The organism is Brevundimonas sp. EU05-FHT14B07, from assembly GCF_058790795.1.
Genome location: NZ_JBYTCZ010000003.1, coordinates 42991 through 62491 on the forward strand (window position 1 = coordinate 42991; position 19501 = coordinate 62491).

Below are 19501 nucleotides of genomic sequence, written 5' to 3' on the forward strand. Positions count from 1 at the left end.
CGGTCGCAATGGGTTTCCATATGCGCATCATGGCGATGCGAGGCGAACGCTCCGGCGGCAGGCGTGACCCGATGGTCAAGGCGCAGCAGGCAGGGAGCACACAGGACAAGACGGACGGACCCCCGACGCTGACGGCGTTGGCGGACCTTGCGCGGCTGGTCGCCCGTTCAGGCGCACCGCACCTGAAACTGCGGCTGATCTCGGCCATCCTGCTGACGCTGGCGGGCAAGGGGCTGGGCGTCATGGCGCCGCTGGTGCTGGGTGCGGCGGTCAACCGTCTGGCGGCGGGGCAGGGTGCCGCGACCGCCGTCGGCCTGGGCTTTGCGGCCTTCGCCATCGGCTGGACGCTTGTTCGGTTCCTGTCGGCGGCCTCGCCCCTGATCTCCGACGTGGTGTTCGCGCCGGTGCGTGCCGCCGCCCAGCGCGCGACGGCGGCCGAGGCCTTCGCTCATGCGCTGAGCCTGTCGCTGGATTTTCACCAGACCAAACGCTCGGGCGCCCTGTCGCGGACGATGGACCGGGGATCGCGCGCGGTCGATTTCCTGCTGCGCATCCTGGCCTTCAACCTGGTTCCGACGGGGGTGGAGCTGGTGCTTGCGGCCGGGGTGCTGGGGGCCAAATACGACTGGCGTTTCGCCGCCGTCGCGGTGGTCGTGGTCGTCATCTACACCGCCGCCACCTTCGCCATGTCCAACTGGCGGCTGGAGCATCGCCGGATCATGAATGCGGCCGATTCCGAGGCCGCCGGCGTCTCGGTCGACGCCCTGCTGAACTATGAGACGGTCAAGTCGTTCGGCGCCGAGAGGCGCGCGGCCCAGACGTATGACCGGGCGCTGGGCGACTATGCCGAGGCGTCGCTGAAGGCCAACAGTTCGCTGAACATGCTGAACGGGATGCAGGCCCTGGTGATGAACCTGGGGCTGGGCGTCATGGCGGTGATGGCCGGGTTCGAGGCGGCGGCCGGGCGGATGGGGCCGGGCGACGTGACGGCGGCGGTGCTGATCATGATCTCGCTATATGCGCCGCTCAACATCCTGGGCTTCGCCTATCGGGAAATCCGTCAGTCCTTCATCGACATGGAGGAGATGCTGAAGGTGACGCGACAGACGCCGCAGGTCGCCGATGCGCCGAACGCCGTCGCCCTGCCGCGGCCGGTCGATGCTCGCGGGGCGTCGGTAGCATTCGAGGCGGTCGGCTTCCGCCACGACGCGCGGGCCAATGGGCTAGAGGACGTCAGCTTCTACGCTGCGCCTGGCACCACGACGGCGCTGGTCGGGCCCTCGGGCGCGGGCAAGTCCACCATTGTCAAACTGGCGCTGCGTCTGCTCGATCCGCAGGAAGGGCGCGTGCTGATCGACGGCCATGACGCGCGTGATGTGACCCAGGCCTCGCTGCGATCGGCGGTGGCGCTGGTGCCTCAGGATGTGGCCCTGTTCAACGACACCCTGGCCGCCAACATCGCCTTCGCCCGGCCCGAGGCGGATGAGGCGCAGGTGTGGGCGGCCGCGGAGGCGGCGGAACTGGCCGACTTTATCCGCGGCTTGCCGGATGGGATGCAGACCAAGGTCGGTGAACGGGGGCTGAAGCTGTCGGGCGGCGAACGTCAGCGGGTGGGCATCGCCCGAGCCCTGTTGGCCGATCCGTCCATCCTGATCCTGGACGAGGCCACCAGCGCCCTGGACAGCCGGACCGAGGCGGCGATCCAGAAGACCCTGCGCAAGGCCAGGAATGGCCGCACGACCCTGGTGGTCGCACACCGGCTCTCGACCGTGGCGGACGCGGACCAGATTCTGGTGCTGAAGGCCGGGCGGATCGTCGAATGCGGCGGGCACCACGAACTGGTGGCCCGACAAGGCGGGGAATACGCGGCGCTGTGGCGCAAACAGACGCGTGGCGGCAAGACGCCTCAGATTGCCGACTGATCGGCGGCCGGCAGCTTCTTTCGTAGAACCTCATGCAGGTTCGTCAGGATGGCGGTCCGCGCGGCCTGCTCTTGCGGCGGCAGCGCCAGCAACAGGTTCATCGCCTGGGCATGGACCGTGGCGATGCGCCAGTCGAAACCGCCCTGCCGCGGCGCGGCGTCCAGCAGGTCGCACAGGCCCTTGGCCGCTGTGCACAGGTCGTCCATCGAGAAGGGACTGGCGGCGTCAATGATCTGGCTCGAGGCGGAATAGGCCAGATCCAGCCGCATCGGCTCGATCAGGTTCGGATCGGGCTTGGCCAGCAGGACGGCGATATTGTCGCCGATGATGGCGCGGGCCTGATCCTGAAGTCCGTCCAGATTGGCGCGGGCCTGGGCCAGGGCGACGCCGATGCTAACGCCGCCGGGGCGATCCAGCATCTCGGACAAGCGCGACTTACGCTGATTGTGGGTGATGACGGTCATAGGGCCAGACTCTCCATCCCCTTCGCCTTGCGAATCATGTCGGCGCGACGTTCCACGCCTTCATAGCCGGTGTGCCGGAACCGGCGATCCGGCCCCAGATAATCGCCGACCTCCAGGAAGGGCCGGCTGTCGCGCGCGACCCACAGGATACGCTCCAGCAGAAGGGCCGGGCTGAAGGGCTTGGTGACGACGAAGTTGGCGCCGCAGTCCCGCGCCTCGGCAACACGTCCGCGACGAATGTGGCTGGCGGTCATGATGACAGGGGTGAAGGCGTTGGGATTGGGGCCGGAGCGGCGCAGCCAGCGCACCAGTTCGAACCCGTCGATGTCGGGCATGTCGGTGTCGACGACCAGCAGATCGACAGGCTTGTCGGTCAGCAGCTTCTTGGCTTCCACACCCGTGCCGCACGCATAGGTCGGGCGGATGCCGAAACCGGTCAGGGCGTTGGACGTCAGCGTCAGCGAAAACGGCGAATCGTCGACGATCATCGTGATCGCGCCGGCCAGGTTGAAGACGGCGCTTTCACGCAGGGACTCGCCGCCGCTCATGGCGCAAAGGCCCCAGTCTGTGCCGCCGCTGAAGTCATGGCCGGTCGCAAACCCCGATGCCCCTGAACGAAGCGCCGAGCTTGCCAGACGAGGATGGATGCTGCGTTAACGCTGGTCGGCCAAAGCGACCAGGCGTCAGAGAGCGCCGATGGCGTAGAAGCGATCCGCGCGGCGCTTCTTGATCTGCTGGGGCGTCAGGCCGTCGAAGCCCTTCAGCTCTTCGGCTAGAACGTCGCCGACATTGGCCATGGCCGCGTCGCGATCGGTATGGGCGCCGCCGACAGGCTCGTCGATCAGGCGGTCCACGATCTTCAGCTGCATCAGGTCCGGGCCGGTGATCTTCATCGCCATGGCCGCATCCTTGGCCCGCGCGCCGTCGCGCCACAGAATGCCGGCGGCGCCCTCGGGCGAGATGACCGAATAGATCGAGTGCTCCAGCATCAGCACGCGGCTGGCCGCTGCGATGGCGATGGCGCCGCCCGATCCGCCTTCGCCCGTGATGGTGGCGATGGAGGGCACGCCCAGGGTCAGGCAACGCTCGGTCGAGCGGGCGATGGCCTCGGCCTGGCCGCGCTCCTCGGCGCCCAGGCCCGGATAGGCGCCGGCGGTGTCGATGAAGCTGAGGACCGGCAGGCCGAACTGTTCGGCCATGTCCATCAGGCGCACCGCCTTGCGATAGCCCTCGGGCCGGGCCATGCCGAAGTTGTGGGTGATGCGGGTCGCAGTGTCGTGACCCTTTTCGTGGCCCATGATGACAACCGGACGACCGCGGAACCGGGCCAGGCCGCCCAGGATGGCCTGGTCGTCGCCGAACTGACGGTCGCCGTGCAGCTCGTTCCAGTCGGTGAAGAGGCTCTGAACATAATCGATGAAGTGCGGCCGCTGCGGATGACGCGCGACCTGGGTCTTCATCCAGGGATCGAGGCCCGCGTAGGTCTTCTTGCGCAGCTGCTCGGCCTTTTTGCGCAGGCCCTCGATCTCATGGTCGATGTCGCCCGAGGTGTCGGCCAGCAGCGACAGTTCCTCGATCTTGGCTTCCAGATCGGCGATCGGCTTTTCGAAGTCGAGATAGTGCGTGGCCATCAAGGCGTCCGGGAACTGCAAACGGGCGAAAGCGCCCTTGGGGAAGGCGCGCGAACCTAGAGAGGTCAACGCCGCCGGGCAAGCGGGGGTTCAGTCGTCGCGCGCCAAGGGGTGGTTTTGTTGGACGACCTGGGCCAGGCGATCGGTGGCGACGTGGGTGTAGATCTGGGTCGTGGCGATATCGACATGGCCCAGCAGGGTCTGAACGACGCGCAGATCGGCGCCGCCTTCGAGCAGGTGGGTGGCGAAGGCGTGTCGCAGGACGTGGGGGCTGACGCGGGCCGGGTCGATGCCGGCCGTGATCGCGGCCTCGTCCAGCAGTTGGGCGAAACGCCGCGGGGTCAGATGGCCGGTGCGGCCGGAGGAGGGGAACAGCCAGGGGCTGTCCGGCGTCTCGGGCTTGCGACCATCCTTGCACTTCAGTTTAGCGTCGCGGGCGGTCAGCCAGGCCTTGATTGCCTCGCGGGCGGCGGAATTCAGAGGCGCGAGCCGTTCCTTGCCGCCCTTGCCGCGCACGATCAGATAGGCGGGATCGCGACGGACGGCCTCGACCTTGAGCCCCAGCAGTTCCGACACCCGCAGGCCGGAGGCGTAGGCCATCTCGACCAGGGCGACCAGGCGCAGACCCGCCGCCGCGTCACGGGCGGCCGAGGCGGCCAGAAGGGCGTCGATCTCGGCGCGGCTTAACACCTTCGGCAGGGACCGGCCCTGTTTGGGCGCATCGAGGCGGCGGGACGGGTCATCGGCGCGCCAGCCCTCGGCCAGGGCGAAGCGGTAGAACTGCCGCGCCGAAGAGCGACGCCGTGCGGCGGTGGCGGCGGACAGGCCGCGCCGGGACAGGTCGGCGAACCAGGCCTCGACCGCCTCGGCGTCGGCCTTCATCAACCCGCCGGCGTCCGACAATGCCATCTCCGCGTCCGCAAGGTCGCGGCCATAGGCGGACAGCGTATGGGGCGAGGCGTCGCGTTCGACCGCCATCATCTCCAGAAAGGCCTCGATCTGGGGCGTCATGGGGCGATCCTTGGCCTGAACGACTGGCGCAGGGTCAGGCTTGGTGTAGAGGTTTTCTGGATCATGCCTGCCCGCGCCGCCGCCTTCGCCTTCCTCTCGACCGACCGTTCCGCCGGAGCCGCCGGATGAGGCGGCGCGCGAATCCGGGTCCAACCCGCACCATAGCCCTGGTCGGCCTGATGGGGGTGGGCAAATCGTCGGTCGGCCGTCGGCTGGCCAATCGGCTGCGACTGCCGTTCGCGGACGGCGATGTGGAGATCGAGGCGGCGGCCGGAATGACGGTGTCGGAAATCTTCGCCGCCTTGGGCGAGGCCGAGTTCCGCGCGGGCGAGGCGCGGGTGATCCGCCGCCTGCTGGAGGGGCCGCCCATCGTGTTGGCGACCGGCGGCGGGGCGATGATGAACCCGGAGACGCGGGCGTTGCTGAAAGCCAAGGCCGACACCGTCTGGTTGAGGGCCGATCTGGCGGTCATTGCGGAGCGGGTGGCGCGGCGCGACACGCGGCCCCTGCTGCGCGGCAAGGATCCGCTGGAGGTGCTGACCGGCCTGGCCGAAGCCCGCTATCCCATTTACGGCGAGGCCGATGTGACCGTGGACGTCGGGCAGGGCTCGCACGGCCAAGCGGTGGACGCCATTCACAAGAACCTGCGCCGACACTGGCGCCGGAGACGACGCACGGAGACCCCGCAATGACGATCATTCCGGTCAGCGGCGGGGCCTTTGCCGCCTATGACGTCGTGGTGGGACGCGGGCTGCTGGCGCAGGCCGGCGCACACATCGCGCCGCTGGCCAAGGGGCGGACGGTCATCGTCACCGACGAGACGGTTGCGGGTCTCCATGCCCAGACCCTGATCGCGTCGCTGACGGCGGCGGGCGTGACCAGCGAGATCGTGGCCGTGCCGGCAGGCGAGGGTTCCAAGTCCTTCGCCGAGCTGGAGCGCGTCTTGGACCGGCTGCTGGAGATAGGTCTGGATCGCAAGGATGTGGTGATCGCTTTGGGCGGCGGGGTCGTCGGCGATCTGGCCGGTTTGGCGGCGGCCCTGTTCATGCGCGGCATCGATTTCGTGCAGATTCCGACGACTTTGCTGGCCCAGGTCGACTCTTCCGTCGGCGGCAAGACGGCCATCGATACGCCGCGCGGGAAGAACTTGGTCGGCGCCTTCCATCAGCCGCGTTTGGTGCTGGCGGATATCGACGTGCTGGCCACGCTGCCGGAACGCCAGGTGAGGTCCGGCTGGGCCGAGGTGCTGAAGCACGGGCTGATCTGCGACGCGGCCTTCTTCGACTGGCTGTCAGGCGAGGGGGCTGCGGGCGCCAAGGGCGATTCGGCGGCGCTGGAACGGGCGGTGATCCGCTCGGTGGAGATCAAGAGCGCGGTGGTCGGCGAGGACGAGAAGGAGGCGGGGCGACGCGCCCTGCTGAACCTGGGTCACACCTTCGGCCATGCGATCGAGACCGAGGTCGGCTTCGACGAAGGCGCGCTGGCGCACGGCGAGGCGGTGGCGCTCGGCTGCTGCATGGCCTTCCGATATTCGGCGCGTGAGGGCTTGTGCTCTGCGGACGACGTGGCGCGGGTCGAGGCGGTGGTCGCGGGGGCGGGTCTGCCGACGCGGCTGGATCAGGCGGGATCGTTCGCGGCCGACCGTCTGCTGGCCTTGATGGCGGGAGACAAGAAGGCCGAGGGCGGGGCGCTGACCCTGATCCTGGCGCGCGGCATCGGCCAGGCCTTCGTCGCCAGGGGCGTGGATGCGGCCAAGGTGCGGGCCTTCCTGATCGAGGAAGGCGCGACCGCGTGATGCGGATCGGCATGGGGCAGCTGGAGGATCGGTTCGTGCGGCTGGAGCCGTTTGAGGACGGGTTGAAAGCCGAGGTCCGCGCGGCTCTGGATTGCGATCCCGACGCCTGGGAGATCATGGTGGCGCCCGCCTATGGCGATCATTTCGACGCGTGGTGGAACGCCGCGATGGCGGCGATGGAGGCGCAGACGCGGATCGCCTATGCGGTGCGGCGACTGTCCGATGGGGCGGTGGTCGGGACGACGAGCCTGTATGAGATCAACCCCGCCTATCGCCGCTGCGAGATCGGCTCGACCTTCTATCGGCCCGAGGCGCGGGGCGGGGCGATCAACCCGGCCTGCAAGCGGCTGTTGCTGGGGCATGCCTTCGACGCGGGCGCGGTGCGGGTCGAGATCATCACAGACGCCGTTAACGCCCAGAGCCAGGCGGCCATCCTGAAGCTGGGCGCCAAGGCCGAGGGCGTCCTGCGCAAGCACAAGATCACCTGGACCGGCCGGGCGCGCGACACCGCCATGTTCGCCGTCATCGACGACGACTGGCCCTCGGTGCGCGACGGGCTGGATCGGCGACTGGCGGCGTTGGTCTAGGCCCGCATCTCCTCGATCAGAGCCGCGATCAGGTCGGCGGCGGGCATGGCGCGCGCTAGCGGGGCGCCTTGACCCGCCCATTGGGCGCCGAAGCCGGTCTCGCCAGCGGCCTTTGCGGCGGCGTTCAGGGCCTTGCCCGCATCATAGGCGACCGGGTAGTCCGGGATGACCGCCGTCGTCTGCTCGCCCCACTCGGTGAAACGATTGCGCAGGCAGCGGGCAGGGCGGCCCGAGACGGCACAGGTCATGGTGGTGTCGTGCGCGGCGTCGCTGCTCAAGGCGGCGCGATAGCCGGCGTCGGCCGCGCTTTCTGGACAGGCGATAAAGGCGGTGCCGAGTTGGGCCGCGACGGCGCCGAGGTCGAGGGCGGCGCGGACGCCTCGCCCATCCATGATCCCACCGGCAGCGATGACCGGCAACCCTGAGCGCAGGACCAGCAGACGGGTGAGCGCCAGCGTCCCCAGGCGGCTGTCTTCGACCTCGGGATCGAACATGCCGCGATGACCACCGGCTTCCCAGCCCTGGGCCACTATGGCGTCCATGCCGGCGGCCTTGCAGGCGCGGGCCTCGTCAAGAGTGGTGGCCGTCGCCAGTAGCAGGCAGCCGGTCTGTTTCAGCGCGCGAACCCGCTGGGCGTCAGGCAGGCGAAATGGAAGCTAACTACGCGAGGCGAATCGGCGAGCAGGGCCGACAGCATGGCGTCGTCGTCGGCGAAGCTTTGGTAGATGGCGTCGAGACCGGCGGGCGGCGTCGCGCCGAACGCCTCGAACTGCAGGGTTAGAGCGTGAAGCCAGGCCGTTTCGACGATCGTGTCTCTTCGCGGCGCGGCATGGACGAACAGATTGACGTTGAAGGGACGGTCGGTCAGCGCCCGCGTCTCGGCGATCATCCGGCCCGCGCCGTCCGCATTCGTCGCGCCAACGGCGATGGAGCCCAGCGCGCCAGCGTTGCAAATGGCGGCGGCCATTCGGGGCGTCGAGACGCCGGCCATCGGCGCCTGGATGATCGGAGCGGTCAGGCCGAGCTGTTCGATCAAGGACATGAGGTGGACGTATGCAGCCGCGCCGCCTCTCGCAACGCGATCAGTCGACCGCCCGGCATTCCGTCGGCTGACGGCCTTCGACGGACCAGGTGGCGAGGACGCCCTTGCCGCGAAGTTCGACGTTGGAGGCGCGGTACCAGATGCCGTCGGCGGCGCGTTCCTGATACAGGTCGATGGCCTCGCCGGACGAGTTGCGGATGGTGGCCATCTGGCGCGGGTTGTCGAAATCGACCGACAGGCGCTCGCCGTTGTCGCACAGATAGACGGTGTGGACGACGCGGTTCAGGGTGCGGTCCTGGATTTCGGCGCCGGTGCGCTGGCGGGCGGTCTGGGCCTGGATGGCGCGTTCCTTGACTTCGTCGCCGGTGCGCGGAGCCTTGTCCGGATCGGCGCCGCAGGCGGTGAGAAGGGCCAGGGCGGCCAGGCCGCTGAACACGATCGACTGCGGCAGATCCGGCTTGAACAAGGTCTTTTCCCTCCACGGCCCCGCCCAACGGCGCAGCTTTTCGCGGCGTTCTAACGTGCGCCGCCTGTCGCCGTTCCCCGTCGTTGACGGAAGAAGGATTTGAGCAGCGACGACGCCTCGCCCGCCAGAAGGCCTGAGTCCGTGGTCGGGCGCCAGTGGCAGGTGGGTTGTTCGAACAGGCGCGGACCGTGGATGACGGCGCCGCCCTTGGGATCGTCGGCGGCCCAGACGACGCGCCCGATGCGGGCATGGCTGATGGCGCCGGCGCACATGGCGCAGGGCTCCAGCGTCACATAGAGGGTCAGGCCGGTCATGCGATAGTTGTCCAGCGCCGTCGCCGCGCGCCGCATGGCGACGATCTCGGCATGGGCGGTGGGGTCGTGGGCCGCAATCGGACCATTGGCGCCGGTCGAAATTACCTCACCTGAAGCAGGATCGACAAGAATTGCGCCCACGGGCACCTCTCCTGCGTCCGCCGCCGCTTGCGCTTGGTCCAGCGCCATGCGCATGAACCGCTCATCATGGTCCGCCATACAGACGACAACGACAAGAAGCCCCGCGCCCGTCAAGACGAACGGTCGCCCCGGCCCTTTAAATCCTCCGGTCCCCGCAAGAGCGGCGACGGGACGAGATCATTCGGCGACAAGCCGCGCGGCCCTCGCGAAGACGGCGCCAAGCGGTTCGGCGACAAGGCCGACCGCCCACGCAGCGACAAGCCGCGCAGCGACCGGCCCCGCACCGACAAGCCGCGCAGCGATGGGGGCGGCAAGGACGGCAAGTCCAAGACGCCGGACACGCCTCTGCGCGCTGAGCGAATCGCCAAGACCATGGCCCGCGCCGGCATCGCCTCGCGCCGTGAGGTCGAGCGTCTGATCGGCCTGGGCAAGGTGGCGGTCAACGGCCGCATCCTGGACACGCCCGCGACCCTGGTGACGCGCGACGACGTGATCACCGTGGACGGCAAGCCCATCGGTTCGACCCAGGCGACGCGGGTCTGGCGCTATCACAAGCCGGCGGGCCTTTTGACCAGCCACAGCGATCCGACGGGACGACCGACGGTGTTCGACGCCCTGCCGGCCGGCTTGCCGCGCGTGATCTCGGTCGGGCGGCTGGACCTGGCGACCGAAGGCCTGCTGCTGCTGACCAACGACGGCGAGCTGAGCCGGGCGCTGGAGCTGCCCTCGACCTCGCTGGTGCGTCAGTACCGGGCGCGGGCGCGGGGCAAGATCACCCAGGAACAGCTGGACGCGCTGAAGGACGGCGTGGTCGTGGACGGCGTCGCCTATGGTCCCATCGAGGCCAAGCTGGACAAGGCCAAGGAGTCGAAGTCCGAAGACGGCAAGGCGCCGGCGAACCTGTGGATCTCGGTGTCGATCACCGAGGGCAAGAACCGCGAAGTTAGGAAGGTGCTGGAGTCCGTCGGCCTGACGGTTAACCGGCTGATCCGCCTGGCCTACGGCCCGTTCCGCCTCGACGTCCTGCCCATCGGCTCGGTGGAAGAGGTCGGGCCGCGCGTGATCCGCGAGCTGCTGGCCGACTATATCCGGCCCGAGAACCTGCCGACCGGCAATACGGTCGAGACGCCCGCGCCCATCCCCGGCCGTCGGGTCTCCACGCCCATCGTCAAGGGCCGGTCGGGTTCGGCCATGTCGGACCCGTCGCGCAAGCCCAGCCGCGTCCGCGCCGCCGAGACGGCCCAGGCCGATGCGGTCGAACGCCGCGAGCGTCCGCCCAAGAAGGAAGGCTGGGCCAAGGCCGCGCCCAAGTTCGAGCATTCCAAGAGCTTCAAGCCGCGCGAACGCACCGCGCCCGCCGGTGATCGTCCGGCGCGTGAGGATGGAGATCGGCCCAAGCGCGCCTTCAAGCCGCGCGACGACCAGTTCATCGACGATCGGCGCGGCAAGCCCGGCGCCAAGCCGGCGGGACGCGCCGGTTCCGGCCCCCGCGCAGGCGGTCCCGGCGGAAAGCCGACCGGCGGCCGCGACTTCAAGCCTCGCACGGGCGGCGGCGGCAAGCCGGCCGGTCCGTCTGGAACGAGCGGACGCGGGCCAGGCGGCAAACCGCGCACGCCCCGCTGAGGATCGCCGCCGAGGACTGAGCGATGACGATCTCGACAGGGCGCTGCCTGTGCGGCACCGTCACCTTCACCGCGACGCCGAACGGCGGGATGCACGCCTGCCACTGTTCGACCTGTCGGCGGCAGTCCGGCGGTATCCTGTTCAGCGTGGACTGCGGCGACAGCGTCGAGGTCACGGGCGTGGTGGCGACCTATGTGTCGTCCGACTGGGCGACGCGGCAGTTCTGCCCCGCCTGCGGGACCGGCCTGTTCTGGCGCTCGAACGACGGGGCGATCACCATGGTCTCGGCCCAGGCGTTCGACGATCCGTCGGCCTTTGTCCTTGAGGACGAGTTCTGCATCGTGAGCAAGCCCGCGACCTATGCGCTGGCGGGCGAACGGCCGCGCCTTACGACGGATGAGCTATGGGCGCAGTTCGCGCCGTCGCAGGATTGACGACAAGGGTTGCGACAGGGGGAATGGCGATGACGACGACGACAGCGGACCTGAGCCCAGCGAAGGGCGATCACAGCCTGGAACGGCTGCTGCTGTTTTCGGACGGGGTGTTCGCCATCGCCATCACCCTGCTGGCCATTGAACTGCAAGTGCCCGAAGGCTGGAACGGACAGTGGGCCAGTCTATGGGCCGAGCGGTGGCCGATGTTTACGGCCTTTGCGCTGAGCTTCGCCATCATCGGCGTCTTCTGGAACACGCATCGGCGGGTGTTCGCTCGCATGACCGGCTTCAGCAACGGGGTGATGCTGTTCAACATGCTGGCGCTGGCCGGGGTAGTGTTGATGCCGTTCGCCACGACCCTGCTCTACGAACAGCCGCGCAACGGCGAGGGGGCGTGGATCTATCTGAGCTTGGTGGCGCTGGTCGGCGTGATGCACGCCGGCGCCTATGGCTGGGCCGCCTTCGTGACCGATGCGATCCGGCCGCGACCGCATTGGGCGGTGCGCGCCACGGTGGTCGTGACCCATGCCCTGATGCCGGGGCTGGCCTGCGCGCTGAGCTTCTTCCTGATGGCGCGGGGCGTGGGGCTGCTGGCGGCCGTGACGGCGCTGGCGCTAGGGCTGCTGATCGCCGGCCGGGTGTGGGTCGGACGCCGCTTTGGCGGAGCGGCCTGATGCGGATCGTCGCCGGAAGCCTGAAGGGCCGGGCCATCGTCGCGCCGGAGGGGCAGGGCACGCGCCCGACCTCGGACCGCGCGCGCCAGGCCGTATTCAACGTGCTGGAACACGCCGCCTGGGGCGAGAGCCTGCAAGGCCTGCGGGTCATCGACCTGTACGCCGGTTCGGGCGCCCTGGGGTTCGAGGCGGTCAGCCGGGGCGCGGGCTTCTGCCTGTTCGTCGAGACGGACGACGGGGCGCGCGGCGCGATCCGCGAGAACGCCGACGCCTATGGGCTGATGGGACGCACCCGGGTGCATCGCAGGAGCGCGACGGACCTGGGCGTGCGGCCCGGCCCGATCGCCGAGGCGTTCGACCTGGCCTTCCTGGACCCGCCCTACGGCAAGGGGCTGGGGGAGCAGACGCTGGCGCGGCTGATCGAGGGAAACTGGCTCAAGCCCGGCGCCTTGGTGGTGTTCGAGCGCGGGTCGGACGAGCCGGAGATCGACACCCCTGGCTATCAGCGTCTGGACGCGCGCGACTATGGCGCAGCCAGGGTGCTGTTCCTGAAGGTTTCGCCGACAGCAGAGTGAGGCGACGCTGCCCGTCTCCCAACGGGAGAGGGGAGGGTTACAGTTTGGCGACCAGGCCGCGCGCGGCGGCCGTCACCTCGGCCCAGGTGATCTCGAACCCGTCGTCGTCGCCGAAATAGGGGTCGGCGACGGCCTGGCCCTCGCGGCCGGGGACGTGGTCGAGCAGCAGGCTGAGTTCGGCGGTCGCGTCGTCGGGCCGCAGGCGGCGCAGGTTCTTCAGGTTCTCGTGGTCCAGGGCGATCACATGGGTGAAGCGGCGAAAGTCCGCCTGCGTCACCTGCCGCGCCTTCAACCCCGAAATCTCGACCCCATGCCGCCGCGCCGTCGCCTGCGCCCGCGGGTCCGGCGGCTCGCCCGCATGCCAGTCCCCGGTCCCGGCGGAATCGACGATCAGATCGAGGCGGAGCCGCTCCGCCTCGGCGCGCAGGGCGGCCTCGGCGAGGGGAGAGCGACAGATGTTGCCGAGACAGACGAAGAGGATGGAGGTCATGGGCCAAATCTTATCGTTTTCAATAAGCGTTTGGCCCATCATCTGGCTCCGATAACAGAATAGAACCGGTACCATCGTCGTCGGGATGGTAACTCAGGACTTTTCTGCCACTACCTCCAGCTCGCTCACGCGCCCATTCGACTTCTTTGGCAACCAATGAATCGGTGGCGCCGGACGCAGTCATCGTTGTGCCCCGAAGAAGGCGACCGTTCTCTGTTGTTAGCGTCAGCATTGTCTTTTCCAAATGTGACGCTCGGATTTCGCGTTCGATCACGGACACTATGAAGTAACTTCCAAGTTTTGTGATCCAAGGAAAGACCACATGTGTCGCCGTCTCCAAATCAGGCGCGACTCCTGCTTCATTGACGACACGAATAGAAGTCGGAGCAGATTTTAGGGCTGCGGTAAGATGGCGGTGGGCTGGGAGTCCCTCGACAAAATCTTGCAACGAAATGTTCAGATCATTTGGTCGTCGTTCAGGTGGGACTACTCGTGAAAGTGCTTGAATCGCTTCTAATATATCTGTCCAATGCTCTGGGTCTTTTGAGGCTGCAAATCGTATTTTGCCCGAAGGCAGTTCGCGCTTTTCCGTCCAGATGTCCAAATCAATAATGGATCCATCCATCCACGAACGGAAACGTGCGTCACGTTCGAGGTCATCAAGTGTCCTCGCGGCTTCGATTGGCGCTGACCACTTGGCGGAAACGTTACCGTCCTTCGAGAGTAAAATATCGATTGGGCCTGCCGCCACTCGAACTTTTTGCTGCTCGCGGGCAAGCCAATCCATGTCAGCCGTAAACAGTCCTCCCGGCCAAGATATCCTGTCGTCGGTTCCCCGCTTATTCAATGTCAGAACGCAGCGTGCTCTCGGCTTCACTGTAACAGTAAGTGTGCCTGGGCCTCTTGTTGTGCCTGGTCCAGCAATACCAAAGCGCGATTCCGTTACGGTGAAAGACTGGATTGGTAAGTCAGGCCTGAGCCCTAAAAGGAGATCCTGTAAATCTTGCTCATCATGCCCGTCGGCAAGTACTAGATGACCTTCTCCGTAACCATTCTCATAGCCTAGGCTGTCGCTCAATCGCTTCTTCTTTTGAGAGTAATCCACGCCCTCTCTGGCGATTTCATCTAGTAAGCGATCCGAAAAACTTTCATCGACACGTTCGTTTGCTTTGAAGGAGATTCCAACTTGCTCTCGATTAAGAGGCAATCCTCTGGCAGAGCAATTTCTGGCTGTCTTCAAAGCTGTCATCATATCGGTCGCCCACACGTGGCGAAGATAAATAGCCTCGTGCGCTTTGGGTCCATTGGGATAAGTTACCAGGGCTACAAAGCAAGGTAGTGGTTCTTTGGCGAATTTGAGCGCATTTGAAAGCTTCACTCGCGTCGTCTGGCGTCTATTTTGAACAGACTTTACCTGAATCAGGCATCGAATGAGAGGCGGGTCTATATCGGGAAACGCTGTTTCGACTCGCGAGGGAAATTCAGCAATGAGATCATAGCCATGATCATCCTCTGTAGCGCGCTGCACGCTAGCGCCAGCAGCGCGACATAGACGAGCTATATCGTCTTCGGCATTACGATCTGTGCGAAATAGTAGCTTCGCATCCTTTTTACTACCGCCGCCCAAACAGCTTCTCCAGATCGTGCAGCTTCAGCTCCACATAGGTGGGGCGGCCGTGGTTGCATTGGCCGGAGTGGGGGGTGGCTTCCATCTGGCGGAGCAGGGCGTTCATCTCGGGGGCCGATAGGACGCGGCCGGAGCGGACGCTGCCGTGGCAGGCCATGGTGCCGCAGATGGCGGCGAGGCGTTCCTTGAGCGACAGGGCCTGGCCGTGTTCGGACAGGTCGTCGGCGATGTCGCGGATCAGGCCCTGAACATCGGTGTCGCCCAGCATGGCCGGGGTCTCGCGCACCAGGACGGCGCCGGCGCCGAAGGCCTCGACGATCAGGCCCATCTCGGCCAGTTCCTCGGCCCGCCCGGCGACGCGTTCGGCCTCGGCGGGGTCCAGATCGACCACCTCGGGCGTCAGCAGGGCCTGGCGGGTCACGGCCCCCTCGGCCATCTGAGCCTTCATCCGCTCATAGACCAGCCGCTCGTGCGCCGCGTGCTGATCGACGATGACCAGGCCGTCGCGGGTCTGGGCGACGATATAGTTGGCGTGGAGCTGACCCCGCGCGGCGCCCAGGGGGTAGTCGAGGGGGTCGGCGGGGGCGGGGTGAAGGGTGAGTCGTGAGTCGTGAGCGGACGGATCGCTCGCGGTCGGCTGCTGGGGCCATGACGGGCCGTCCCATGACGGTTCGACGCGGGCGCTGCGTTCGTTGAGGCCGGGCAGGACCTGGGCGGCGGCGGGCTGGGACCAGCCGGTCCAGCCGCTGAACCCCTGCGCCGACGGGGCGCTGGGGCTGTAGGCGGGGCGGGATGCGACGCCGGTGTGGGGCTGAAAACCCGACAGGGCGTCGGCGGCGACGGTTGTTGAGGCGCGGTGGCCGGCGGCGTGCAGCGCGTGGCGCAGGGCGCCGACGATCAGGCCGCGCACCAGGGCCGGATCGCGGAACCGGACCTCGGCCTTGGCCGGGTGGACGTTGACGTCGACATAGAGCGGATCGATGTCGAGGAAGAGGACGGCGGCCGGGTGGCGGTCCCGCGCCAGGAAGTCGGCGTAGGCGCCGCGCAGGGCCCCTTGCAGCAGCCGGTCCTTCACCGGGCGGCCGTTGACGAACAGATATTGATGCGCCGCATTGCCGCGCGAATAGGTGGGCAGGCCCGCATAGCCGGACAGGCGCACGCCGTCCCGCTCCTGATCGATCAACAGGGCGTTGGCCTCGAAGTCGCGCCCCAGCAGGGCCGACAGGCGCTTCAGCCGGCCTTCGTCGCCCGGATGTTCGGCGGGCAGGCGCAGGGTGACCTTGCCGTCCAGCGACAGGGTGAAGGCGACGGCCTCGTGCGCCATGGCCTGGCGCTTGATCTCTTCCGAGATGGCCATGGCCTCGGACCGCTCGGACTTCATGAACTTGAGCCGGGCGGGGGTGGCGTAGAAGAGGTCGCGCACCTCGACCCGCGCGCCATGCGGGCCGGGGAAGGGGGCGGGGGCCAGGGGACGGGTCTCGCCGCCCTCGACCGTGATGGCCCAGGCGTCGGTTTCGTCACGCGATCGGGTGGTGATCGACAGGCGAGCGACCGAGCCGATGGAGGGCAGGGCCTCGCCCCGGAAGCCCAGGGTGTGGATGCGCAGCAGGTCCACGTCGCCGGCGTCGTCAGGCTCCAGCTTGGACGTGGCGTGGCGTTCGATGGCCAGCGGCAGTTCCTCGCGCGGAATGCCCTTTCCGTCGTCGGCGATCAGGATGCGCGACAGGCCGCCGCCGTCAGCCTGGATCTCGATGTTGCGGCCGCCGGCGTCCAGGGCGTTCTCGACCAGTTCCTTGATGGCGCTGGCCGGCCGCTCGACCACCTCGCCGGCGGCGATGCGGTTGACGGTTTCGGGGGAAAGGCGGCGGATGGGCATGAGCAGGCGAAGATAGGGCGCGGGGAGGATTCGCGCCATGCACGATCCTTTCCCTCTCCCGTTGGGAGAGGGTGGCCCGAAGGGTCGGGTGAGGGTCGGGCGGTGGGCTAGTTCGCAACACCGCGACCCTCACCCTTTCGCGCGAAGGCCGATCGCTGGCGCTCTCGGGCGCTCAAGCCCTCTCCCAACGGGAGAGGGATCAATCCGCCGCCTTGGACTTGGCGGCCTTCTTCGCCGGAGCCTTCTTGGCGGCCGGTTTCTTGGCGGCGGCCTTTTTCGGGGCTGCGGCCTTCTTGGCAGGCGCCTTCTTCTTGGGCGCGGCGCCGGCCTTGGCGGCCAGAAGAGGCAGGGCGTCTTCCAGGGTCAGGTCTTCGGGCGCCGTGCCCTTCGGCAGGGTGGCGTTGATCTTGCCGGACTTGACGTAGGGCCCAAAGCGGCCGGCCATGACGTGGATCGGTTCGCCCGTTTCCGGGTGGGCGCCCAGGTCTTTCAGCGGAGCCGTGGCGGCGCCACGACCGGGACGACCGGCCCGCTTCTCGGCCAGCAGGGCGACGGCGCGGTTCAGGCCGACCTCGAACACCTCGTCGATGTCAGAGACATTGGCGTAGGTGCCGGCGTGCAGGACGAAGGGTCCGTAACGGCCCAGGCCCGCCGTGATCATCTTGCCATCCTCGGGGTGGACCCCGACCTCGCGCGGCAGGGCCAAGAGGCGCAGGGCCTGGTCCAGAGACAGGGACGCCGGCGACCAGCCCTTGGGCAGGGACGAGCGTTTGGGCTTGTCGCCTTCGGGCGGCGTGATTTCGACGTAGGGGCCGAAACGGCCGATCTTCAGCTGGACCGGCTGGCCCGTTTCCGGATCGACGCCCAGCTCGCGGTCGCCGCTCTCGGCCGAGCCGTCCTCAGCCGACGGGCTGGCGACGGGGCGGGTGTATTTGCACTCGGGATAGCGGTCGCAGCCGATGAAGGCGCCGAAGCGGCTGGTCTTCAGGCTGAGCTGGCCCTTGTGGCACAGGGGGCACTCGCGCGGATCGGTCCCATCGCCCTTGTCCGGGAAGATGTGCGCGCCGAGGCTTTCGTTCAGGGCGTCGAGAATGGCTGTGGTGCGCAGTTCGCCGGCGGCTTGCGTCGCGGCGTGGAAGTCCTGCCAGAAGTTGCGCAGCAGCACCTTCCAGTCCAGTTGACCGGCCGAGACCTCATCGAGCTGGGTCTCCAGCGCGGCGGTGAAGTCGTATTCGACCCACTTCCTGAAGAACTGCTCCAGGAAGGCTGTCACCAGCCGTCCCTTGTCCTCGGGATAGAAGCGGTTCTTGTCGACGCGGACGTATTCGCGGTCGCGCAGGGTCGATAGGGTCGAGGCGTAGGTCGAGGGGCGGCCGATGCCCAGCTCTTCCAGCTTCTTGACCAGGGTGGCTTCCGAATAGCGCGGAGGCGGTTCGGTGAAATGCTGGTCGGTGCGGATGGCGTCGACCTTGGCCTTGGCGCCTTCCTTGAGCGCGGGCAGGCGGCTGGTGTCGTCGCTCTCGTCGTCTTCGGCGCCCTTCTGCTTTTCGTCGCGGCCTTCCTCATAGACGGCGAGGAAGCCGTCGAAGGTGACGACCTGGCCGGTGGCGCGCAGGCCCGTCTGGCCGTCGGCGGTCTCGATGTCGACGGTGGTGCGGTCCATCCGGGCCGCCTCCATCTGCGAGGCGACCATCCGCTTCCAGATCAGTTCATAGAGGCGCTGAAGATCGGATTCGAGGCGCAGGCTGTCGGGATGGCGGGCGATGTTGGTCGGCCGGATCGCTTCGTGCGCTTCCTGAGCATTCTTGGCTTTAGTTTTGTAATAGCGCGGTTCTTGCGGGACGAAGGCCGGGCCGAACGCCTGGCTGATGACCTCGCGCGCCTGGGCGATGCCCTCGGGCGTGGTCTGGACGCCGTCGGTCCGCATATAGGTGATCAGGCCGCCGGTCTCGTCGACGCCCTCGTACAGTTTCTGCGCCGCCTGCATGGTGCGCTGGGCCGAGAAGCCGAGCTTGCGCGCCGCCTCCTGTTGCAGGGTCGAGGTGGTGAAGGGCGGGGCCGGATTGCGGCGTACGGGCTTCTTCTCAACCGCGTTGATGGTGAAGTCGCCGGCGGCGATGGCCGCGCGGGCGGCGGAAGCCGTCGCCTCGTCCTTGATGTCCAGACGCTGGATGCGCTTGCCGGCGTGTTTGACCAGGCGAGCGGTGAAGGGCGGGCTGTCGGCGTTCAGGTCGGCCTCGATGGACCAGTATTCCTGAGCCTTAAACTTCTCGATCTCCATCTCGCGATCGACGACGATGCGCAGCGCCACCGACTGGACGCGGCCGGCCGAGCGGGCGCCCGGCAGTTTGCGCCACAGGACCGGCGAGAGGGTGAAACCGACGAGGTAGTCCAGCGCGCGGCGAGCCAGATAGGCCTCGACCAGCTCCATATCGATCTGGCGCGGATTGGCCATGGCCTCGAGCACGGCGGACTTGGTGATGGCGTTGAAGGTGACGCGTTCGACGTGGGTGTCCTTCAGCGCCTTCTTCTTGTTCAGCACTTCCAGCACGTGCCAGCTGATCGCTTCCCCTTCGCGGTCGGGGTCGGTCGCCAGGATGACGCGGTCGGCGCGCTTGGCCGCCTCGGCGATTTCGGACAAGCGTTTGGCGCCCTTGGCGTCGGCCTCCCAATGCATGGAGAAGTCGTCGTCGGGCAGGACCGAGCCATCCTTGGACGGCAGATCGCGGACGTGGCCGTACGAGGCCAGGACCTCATAGTCCGAGCCCAGATACTTATTGATGGTCTTGGCCTTTGCGGGGCTCTCGACGATGACGAGGTTCATAACGG

18 protein-coding genes and 1 pseudogene are annotated in these 19501 nt (G+C 67.5%); 8 read left to right on the forward strand and 11 right to left on the reverse strand.

Annotated elements, in window-relative coordinates:
* Nucleotides 1-35 precede the first annotated feature (35 nt).
* Nucleotides 36-1922 (forward strand): ABCB family ABC transporter ATP-binding protein/permease, encoded by a 1887-nt coding sequence (locus AC3WRC_RS08050; RefSeq protein WP_492303786.1) that lies wholly within the window; start codon nucleotides 36-38, stop codon nucleotides 1920-1922.
* Here AC3WRC_RS08050 and AC3WRC_RS08055 read toward each other — a convergent pair.
* From AC3WRC_RS08055 to AC3WRC_RS08070, 4 genes are all read right to left on the reverse strand, one after another.
* Nucleotides 1907-2386, reverse strand: coding sequence for a chemotaxis protein CheE (locus AC3WRC_RS08055; protein ID WP_492303503.1), 480 nt, complete (start codon nucleotides 2384-2386; stop codon nucleotides 1907-1909). The genes AC3WRC_RS08050 and AC3WRC_RS08055 overlap by 16 nt on opposite strands.
* On the reverse strand, nucleotides 2383-2934 hold the full coding sequence (locus AC3WRC_RS08060) for a response regulator (protein ID WP_492303504.1): 552 nt from the start codon (nucleotides 2932-2934) through the stop codon (nucleotides 2383-2385). The genes AC3WRC_RS08055 and AC3WRC_RS08060 overlap by 4 nt, the downstream gene beginning before the upstream one ends.
* 135 nt (nucleotides 2935-3069) lie before the next feature.
* Nucleotides 3070-4017 (reverse strand): acetyl-CoA carboxylase carboxyltransferase subunit alpha, encoded by a 948-nt coding sequence (locus AC3WRC_RS08065; RefSeq protein WP_492303505.1) that lies wholly within the window; start codon nucleotides 4015-4017, stop codon nucleotides 3070-3072.
* Nucleotides 4018-4107: 90 nt separating this feature from the next.
* Nucleotides 4108-5028: a site-specific tyrosine recombinase XerD gene (locus tag AC3WRC_RS08070; RefSeq protein ID WP_492303506.1), complete on the reverse strand. Its 921-nt coding sequence runs from the start codon at nucleotides 5026-5028 to the stop codon at nucleotides 4108-4110.
* 125 nt (nucleotides 5029-5153) lie between these two features.
* On the opposite strand from AC3WRC_RS08070, the gene AC3WRC_RS08075 reads away from it, so the two are divergent.
* Genes AC3WRC_RS08075 through AC3WRC_RS08085 form a run of 3 tightly spaced genes read left to right on the forward strand, consistent with a single transcriptional unit; the run spans nucleotide 5154 to nucleotide 7410 of the window.
* The gene (locus AC3WRC_RS08075) at nucleotides 5154-5720 is read left to right on the forward strand and encodes a shikimate kinase (RefSeq protein WP_492303507.1); all 567 of its coding nucleotides are present in this window, start codon (nucleotides 5154-5156) and stop codon (nucleotides 5718-5720) included.
* The gene (gene aroB, locus AC3WRC_RS08080) at nucleotides 5717-6823 is read left to right on the forward strand and encodes a 3-dehydroquinate synthase (protein WP_492303508.1); all 1107 of its coding nucleotides are present in this window, start codon (nucleotides 5717-5719) and stop codon (nucleotides 6821-6823) included. The genes AC3WRC_RS08075 and aroB overlap by 4 nt, the downstream gene beginning before the upstream one ends.
* Complete coding sequence (locus tag AC3WRC_RS08085) at nucleotides 6823-7410, forward strand: GNAT family N-acetyltransferase (RefSeq protein ID WP_492303787.1); 588 nt, start codon at nucleotides 6823-6825, stop codon at nucleotides 7408-7410. The genes aroB and AC3WRC_RS08085 overlap by 1 nt, the downstream gene beginning before the upstream one ends.
* On the opposite strand, the pseudogene AC3WRC_RS08090 reads toward AC3WRC_RS08085, so the two are convergent.
* The 3 genes and pseudogenes from AC3WRC_RS08090 to tadA all read right to left on the reverse strand — a co-directional run bounded on the left by AC3WRC_RS08090 (nucleotide 7407) and on the right by tadA (nucleotide 9427).
* Nucleotides 7407-8452: pseudogene (locus AC3WRC_RS08090) on the reverse strand (NAD(P)H-dependent flavin oxidoreductase). The gene AC3WRC_RS08085 and the pseudogene AC3WRC_RS08090 overlap by 4 nt on opposite strands.
* A gap of 40 nt (nucleotides 8453-8492) precedes the next feature.
* The gene (locus AC3WRC_RS08095; RefSeq protein ID WP_082464998.1) at nucleotides 8493-8918 is read right to left on the reverse strand and encodes an MliC family protein; all 426 of its coding nucleotides are present in this window, start codon (nucleotides 8916-8918) and stop codon (nucleotides 8493-8495) included.
* 50 nt (nucleotides 8919-8968) lie between these two features.
* Complete coding sequence (gene tadA, locus AC3WRC_RS08100) at nucleotides 8969-9427, reverse strand: tRNA adenosine(34) deaminase TadA (protein WP_492303788.1); 459 nt, start codon at nucleotides 9425-9427, stop codon at nucleotides 8969-8971.
* Between the two features lie 12 nt (nucleotides 9428-9439).
* On the opposite strand from tadA, the gene AC3WRC_RS08105 reads away from it, so the two are divergent.
* Genes AC3WRC_RS08105 through rsmD form a run of 4 tightly spaced genes read left to right on the forward strand, consistent with a single transcriptional unit; the run spans nucleotide 9440 to nucleotide 12679 of the window.
* Entirely contained in the window at nucleotides 9440-10996 is a 1557-nt protein-coding gene (locus AC3WRC_RS08105; RefSeq protein ID WP_055753422.1) for a pseudouridine synthase, read from the forward strand.
* 23 nt (nucleotides 10997-11019) lie between these two features.
* Entirely contained in the window at nucleotides 11020-11430 is a 411-nt protein-coding gene (locus AC3WRC_RS08110) for a GFA family protein (RefSeq protein ID WP_492303509.1), read from the forward strand.
* Between the two features lie 29 nt (nucleotides 11431-11459).
* The gene (locus tag AC3WRC_RS08115) at nucleotides 11460-12104 is read left to right on the forward strand and encodes a TMEM175 family protein (RefSeq protein ID WP_492303510.1); all 645 of its coding nucleotides are present in this window, start codon (nucleotides 11460-11462) and stop codon (nucleotides 12102-12104) included.
* On the forward strand, nucleotides 12104-12679 hold the full coding sequence (rsmD, locus tag AC3WRC_RS08120) for a 16S rRNA (guanine(966)-N(2))-methyltransferase RsmD (RefSeq protein WP_492303511.1): 576 nt from the start codon (nucleotides 12104-12106) through the stop codon (nucleotides 12677-12679). The genes AC3WRC_RS08115 and rsmD overlap by 1 nt, the downstream gene beginning before the upstream one ends.
* Before the next feature lie 37 nt (nucleotides 12680-12716).
* On the opposite strand, the gene AC3WRC_RS08125 is transcribed toward rsmD, so the two are convergent.
* The 4 genes from AC3WRC_RS08125 to topA form a co-directional block, all read right to left on the reverse strand.
* Entirely contained in the window at nucleotides 12717-13169 is a 453-nt protein-coding gene (locus tag AC3WRC_RS08125) for a low molecular weight protein-tyrosine-phosphatase (RefSeq protein WP_492303512.1), read from the reverse strand.
* A gap of 19 nt (nucleotides 13170-13188) precedes the next feature.
* The gene (locus AC3WRC_RS08130; RefSeq protein WP_492303513.1) at nucleotides 13189-14796 is read right to left on the reverse strand and encodes a hypothetical protein; all 1608 of its coding nucleotides are present in this window, start codon (nucleotides 14794-14796) and stop codon (nucleotides 13189-13191) included.
* Nucleotides 14783-16672, reverse strand: coding sequence for a DNA mismatch repair endonuclease MutL (gene mutL, locus AC3WRC_RS08135; RefSeq protein WP_492303789.1), 1890 nt, complete (start codon nucleotides 16670-16672; stop codon nucleotides 14783-14785). The genes AC3WRC_RS08130 and mutL overlap by 14 nt, the downstream gene beginning before the upstream one ends.
* 199 nt (nucleotides 16673-16871) lie before the next feature.
* Entirely contained in the window at nucleotides 16872-19496 is a 2625-nt protein-coding gene (gene topA / locus AC3WRC_RS08140; RefSeq protein WP_492303514.1) for a type I DNA topoisomerase, read from the reverse strand.
* Nucleotides 19497-19501: the final 5 nt, after the last annotated feature.

What these genes read in the sequence shown, in the direction of transcription:
- AC3WRC_RS08085 (WP_492303787.1), top strand. Translation starts at nt 6,823, where the DNA reads ATGCGGATCGGCATGGGGCAGCTGGAGGATCGGTTCGTGCGGCTGGAG.
- AC3WRC_RS08105 (WP_055753422.1), top strand. Translation starts at nt 9,440, where the DNA reads ATGGTCCGCCATACAGACGACAACGACAAGAAGCCCCGCGCCCGTCAA.
- AC3WRC_RS08110 (WP_492303509.1), top strand. Translation starts at nt 11,020, where the DNA reads ATGACGATCTCGACAGGGCGCTGCCTGTGCGGCACCGTCACCTTCACC.
- AC3WRC_RS08060 (WP_492303504.1), bottom strand. Translation starts at nt 2,934, where the DNA reads ATGAGCGGCGGCGAGTCCCTGCGTGAAAGCGCCGTCTTCAACCTGGCC.
- aroB (WP_492303508.1), top strand. Translation starts at nt 5,717, where the DNA reads ATGACGATCATTCCGGTCAGCGGCGGGGCCTTTGCCGCCTATGACGTC.
- rsmD (WP_492303511.1), top strand. Translation starts at nt 12,104, where the DNA reads ATGCGGATCGTCGCCGGAAGCCTGAAGGGCCGGGCCATCGTCGCGCCG.
- AC3WRC_RS08055 (WP_492303503.1), bottom strand. Translation starts at nt 2,386, where the DNA reads ATGACCGTCATCACCCACAATCAGCGTAAGTCGCGCTTGTCCGAGATG.
- tadA (WP_492303788.1), bottom strand. Translation starts at nt 9,427, where the DNA reads ATGCGCATGGCGCTGGACCAAGCGCAAGCGGCGGCGGACGCAGGAGAG.
- AC3WRC_RS08075 (WP_492303507.1), top strand. Translation starts at nt 5,154, where the DNA reads ATGAGGCGGCGCGCGAATCCGGGTCCAACCCGCACCATAGCCCTGGTC.
- AC3WRC_RS08070 (WP_492303506.1), bottom strand. Translation starts at nt 5,028, where the DNA reads ATGACGCCCCAGATCGAGGCCTTTCTGGAGATGATGGCGGTCGAACGC.
- AC3WRC_RS08125 (WP_492303512.1), bottom strand. Translation starts at nt 13,169, where the DNA reads ATGACCTCCATCCTCTTCGTCTGTCTCGGCAACATCTGTCGCTCTCCC.
- mutL (WP_492303789.1), bottom strand. Translation starts at nt 16,672, where the DNA reads ATGCCCATCCGCCGCCTTTCCCCCGAAACCGTCAACCGCATCGCCGCC.
- topA (WP_492303514.1), bottom strand. Translation starts at nt 19,496, where the DNA reads ATGAACCTCGTCATCGTCGAGAGCCCCGCAAAGGCCAAGACCATCAAT.
- AC3WRC_RS08115 (WP_492303510.1), top strand. Translation starts at nt 11,460, where the DNA reads ATGACGACGACGACAGCGGACCTGAGCCCAGCGAAGGGCGATCACAGC.
- AC3WRC_RS08065 (WP_492303505.1), bottom strand. Translation starts at nt 4,017, where the DNA reads ATGGCCACGCACTATCTCGACTTCGAAAAGCCGATCGCCGATCTGGAA.
- AC3WRC_RS08050 (WP_492303786.1), top strand. Translation starts at nt 36, where the DNA reads ATGCGAGGCGAACGCTCCGGCGGCAGGCGTGACCCGATGGTCAAGGCG.